General features: G+C 70.5%; 4 protein-coding genes and 1 pseudogene. 4 read left to right on the forward strand and 1 reads right to left on the reverse strand.

The annotated features are described in order from the left end of the window. The 3 genes and pseudogenes from AB0878_RS49315 to AB0878_RS49325 form a co-directional block, all read left to right on the forward strand. Positions 1-243, forward strand: a pseudogene (locus AB0878_RS49315) (4-hydroxy-2-oxovalerate aldolase); the annotation flags it as partial. After that, complete coding sequence (locus AB0878_RS49320; protein WP_366590633.1) at positions 240-1,016, forward strand: fumarylacetoacetate hydrolase family protein; 777 nt, start codon at positions 240-242, stop codon at positions 1,014-1,016. The pseudogene AB0878_RS49315 and the gene AB0878_RS49320, both read left to right, overlap by 4 nt. Before the next feature lie 13 nt (positions 1,017-1,029). Then, positions 1,030-1,446 carry a RidA family protein gene (locus tag AB0878_RS49325; RefSeq protein ID WP_366590636.1) on the forward strand — a complete coding sequence of 139 codons (417 nt, stop codon included), beginning with the start codon at positions 1,030-1,032 and terminating at the stop codon, positions 1,444-1,446. A 40-nt stretch (positions 1,447-1,486) separates the two neighbouring features. Here AB0878_RS49325 and AB0878_RS49330 read toward each other — a convergent pair whose 3' ends face one another. Next, positions 1,487-2,263, reverse strand: a complete 777-nt coding sequence (locus AB0878_RS49330) for an IclR family transcriptional regulator (protein WP_366590638.1) — start codon at positions 2,261-2,263, stop codon at positions 1,487-1,489. 136 nt (positions 2,264-2,399) lie between these two features. Here AB0878_RS49330 and AB0878_RS49335 point away from each other — a divergent pair. Then, the coding region (locus AB0878_RS49335; RefSeq protein ID WP_366590640.1) for an iron-containing alcohol dehydrogenase at positions 2,400-2,926 on the forward strand (527 nt) is incomplete at its 3' end.

The following is a 2,926-nucleotide window of genomic DNA, read 5'->3' on the forward strand; positions in this document are numbered from 1 at the left end:
GACGCGGCCGAGGACCTCGTCCGTCCACTTCAGACGCGGCCGGTGCGGGTGGACCGCGAGACGCTGACGCTGGGCTACGCCGGCGTCTACTCCAGCTTCCTCCTCCACGCCGAACGCGCCGCGAGCCGCTACGGCCTCGACGCGCGCGACATCCTTGTCGAGGTCGGGCGGCGTGGCCTGGTCGGCGGCCAGGAGGACATGATCGTCGACGTCGCCCTCGACCTCACGGAGGCGGCGCGATGACCGGGCACGTCGGTGAGCTCGCCACCCGCCTCGACGACGCCGCCCGCGACCGCGTGGCCGAGCAGCAGCTGTCGGCCGACCACGACCTGTCGCTGGCGGAGGCGTACGCGGTGCAGCACGCACTGGTGTCGCGGCGGCTCGGGCGCGGCGAGACGCGCGTCGGGGTGAAGCTCGGGTTCACGAGCCGGACCAAGGCGGCGCAGATGGGCGTGTCCGAGGTGATCATCGGGCAGCTGACTTCCCGGATGCACGTCGAAGAGGGCGCGGAGATCTGGCTGGGCGCGTATGTGCACCCGCGGGTCGAGCCCGAGATCGCGTTCCGGTTGGCGCGCAACATCGATCCGCAGCTGTGGACGGGCAACGTGACCGAGGCCGTCAACGCCGTCGCGCCGGCCGTGGAGATCATCGACTCGCGCTACCGCGACTTCCGGTTCAACCTCGCCGACGTCGTGGCGGACAACACCTCGGCGTCGGGGTTCGTGGTCGGGGCGTGGCAGCCGTTGCCCGCGTCGCTGGACAACCGCGGGATGGTCCTCGAGCTCGACGGCCGTCTTGTCCAAAGCGGATCCAGCTCGGCGATCCTCGGTGACCCGCTGCGCGCGGTGACCGCGGCGATCCGCATGGCCGGGCGGTACGACATCCCGCTGCGCGCGGGTGACGTGCTGCTGGCCGGGGCGGGGACCCCGGCCGTCGCGCTGGTTTCGCCCGGCACCGTCAGCGCGACGGTGTCCGGGCTCGGCCGCGTGCGGTTCCGTGTGACGTCCGTTCGGTGATGAGGAGGAATGCATGAGTGACGCCAGGACCGTCGCCGGCAAGGCGACGCCACGGGGCCGGTTCCCGCACCTCAAGGTGGCGGGTGGGTTCGTCTACATCTCGGGGACGAGCAGCCGGCGGCCGGACAACACCATCGCGGGTGCCGACGCCGACGAGTTCGGCGCGACACGGCTGGACATCGAGGCGCAGACGGCGGCCGTGATCGAGAATCTGCGCGACCTGCTCGCGGAGGTCGGCGCGGAGCTGACGGACCTCGTCCAGGTCAGGGCCTACCTCGTGAGCATGAACGACTTCCGCGGCTACAACGAGGTTTACGCGCGGTACTTCGATGAAAACGGCCCGACCCGCACGACGGTGGCCGTGCACCAGCTGCCGCACCCGCACCTGCTGATCGAAATGCAGGCGGTGGCTCTGCTGCCGCGTGCCTGAGCAGCCCGGCCAAACTGACGGCCCTCCCCCGGGAGGGCCGTCAGCGTGTCCAGGCCGGTGCGGCGCTGATGAGCCGGGCGCTGATCAGGCCGGCCGCGTTGGTGACGGACACGCGAGCCGACTCGACCACGGCCGTGGTGAACATTCCGGCCGGGCCGGACAGCGAGACCCCGCCGAGCGGATTTCCCGAGGAGTCGAAGATCGGTGCCGCGACCGACGTCCGGCCCTGCTGGACGGACCGCGAGGCCAGGTACCCGTCCTGCCGGGCCTGGGTCAGCTCGGCTTCGAGCTGCTTGAGGTCCGGCGGCGGCACGGCGCTTTCGGCGCAGCACTTCTCGACGTGCGCCACGACTTTGTCGAACGGCAGCCACGACAGCGCCACCTTCCCGCAGACCGTGAGGTGCGCCGGCGCGCGCTGGCCCACCTGGTTGGCCGCGGGCACGTGCGACGGGCTGGAGTTGCGGTCCAGGTAGACGATCCAGCCTTGCGTCAGCTGGCAGAGGTGCGCGTCCTGCTCCGGCGCGCGGACCAGCGAGTCGAGGATGCCTTCGCCGGCGCGCAGCAGGCCTGTGCGTTCGATGATCTGGCCCGCCAGCTCGAGCAGCAGCGGGCCAAGCTGGTAACCACCGCCGGCGCCTTCCAGCATGCCTTCGGCGACGAGCGTGCGGCACAGCTCGTGCGCGGTGCTGCGCGGGATCCCCGCACGGGCGGACACCTGTCGAACAGACAGGACACCCACGGTCGGGCTGAAGGCGCGCAGCACTTTGCACGCCTTCGCGACCGAGGCCACGCCACCACGTGATTCGTCGTTCGTCATCTCACCACGATAAGTGCGATTTCGAACGATTCCACCAAATGTGTCCCGGGCTGCCGGACACGAACGCTGACTTCTCGGGCGCTCGCTCCTACCGTCATCGCCACCGCACCCGGCGCGCCAGGCAAAGGAGCCCTCGATGTTCAGCTACACCGCCAATCCGGCTCGGGTCGTCTTCGGCACGGGCACGATCGCGACGCTGGCCGACGAGGTGCGCCGGCTCGGGGCTTCGCGCGTGTTGCTGCTCGGGACTTCTTCACTGGCGGGCCCGGTGGACCGGGTCGCCGACGCGCTGGGTTCGCTGCTCGCCGCCCGCTTCGACGAGGCCGCGATGCACACGCCGGTGGACGTGACCGAGCGTGCCCTGGCGGTCGTTGCGGAGAACAAAGTGGACTGTCTGCTGGCGATCGGCGGGGGTTCGACGACCGGTTTGGCCAAGGCGATCGCGTTGCGCACGGATCTGCCGCAGATCATCGTGCCCACCACCTACGCCGGGTCGGAGATGACCCCGGTCCTGGGCGAGACCGCCGATGGACGCAAGACCACCCAGACCTCACCCAAGGTGCTGCCCGAGGTCGTCGTCTACGACGTCGACCTCACCCTGAAACTGCCGGTCCAGGTGTCACTCACCAGCGGCGTCAACGCCATGGCCCACGCCGTCGAGGC

This window comes from Amycolatopsis sp. NPDC047767 (assembly GCF_040704195.1).
In the GTDB taxonomy this organism is placed as follows: Bacteria; Actinomycetota; Actinomycetes; order Mycobacteriales; family Pseudonocardiaceae; genus Amycolatopsis.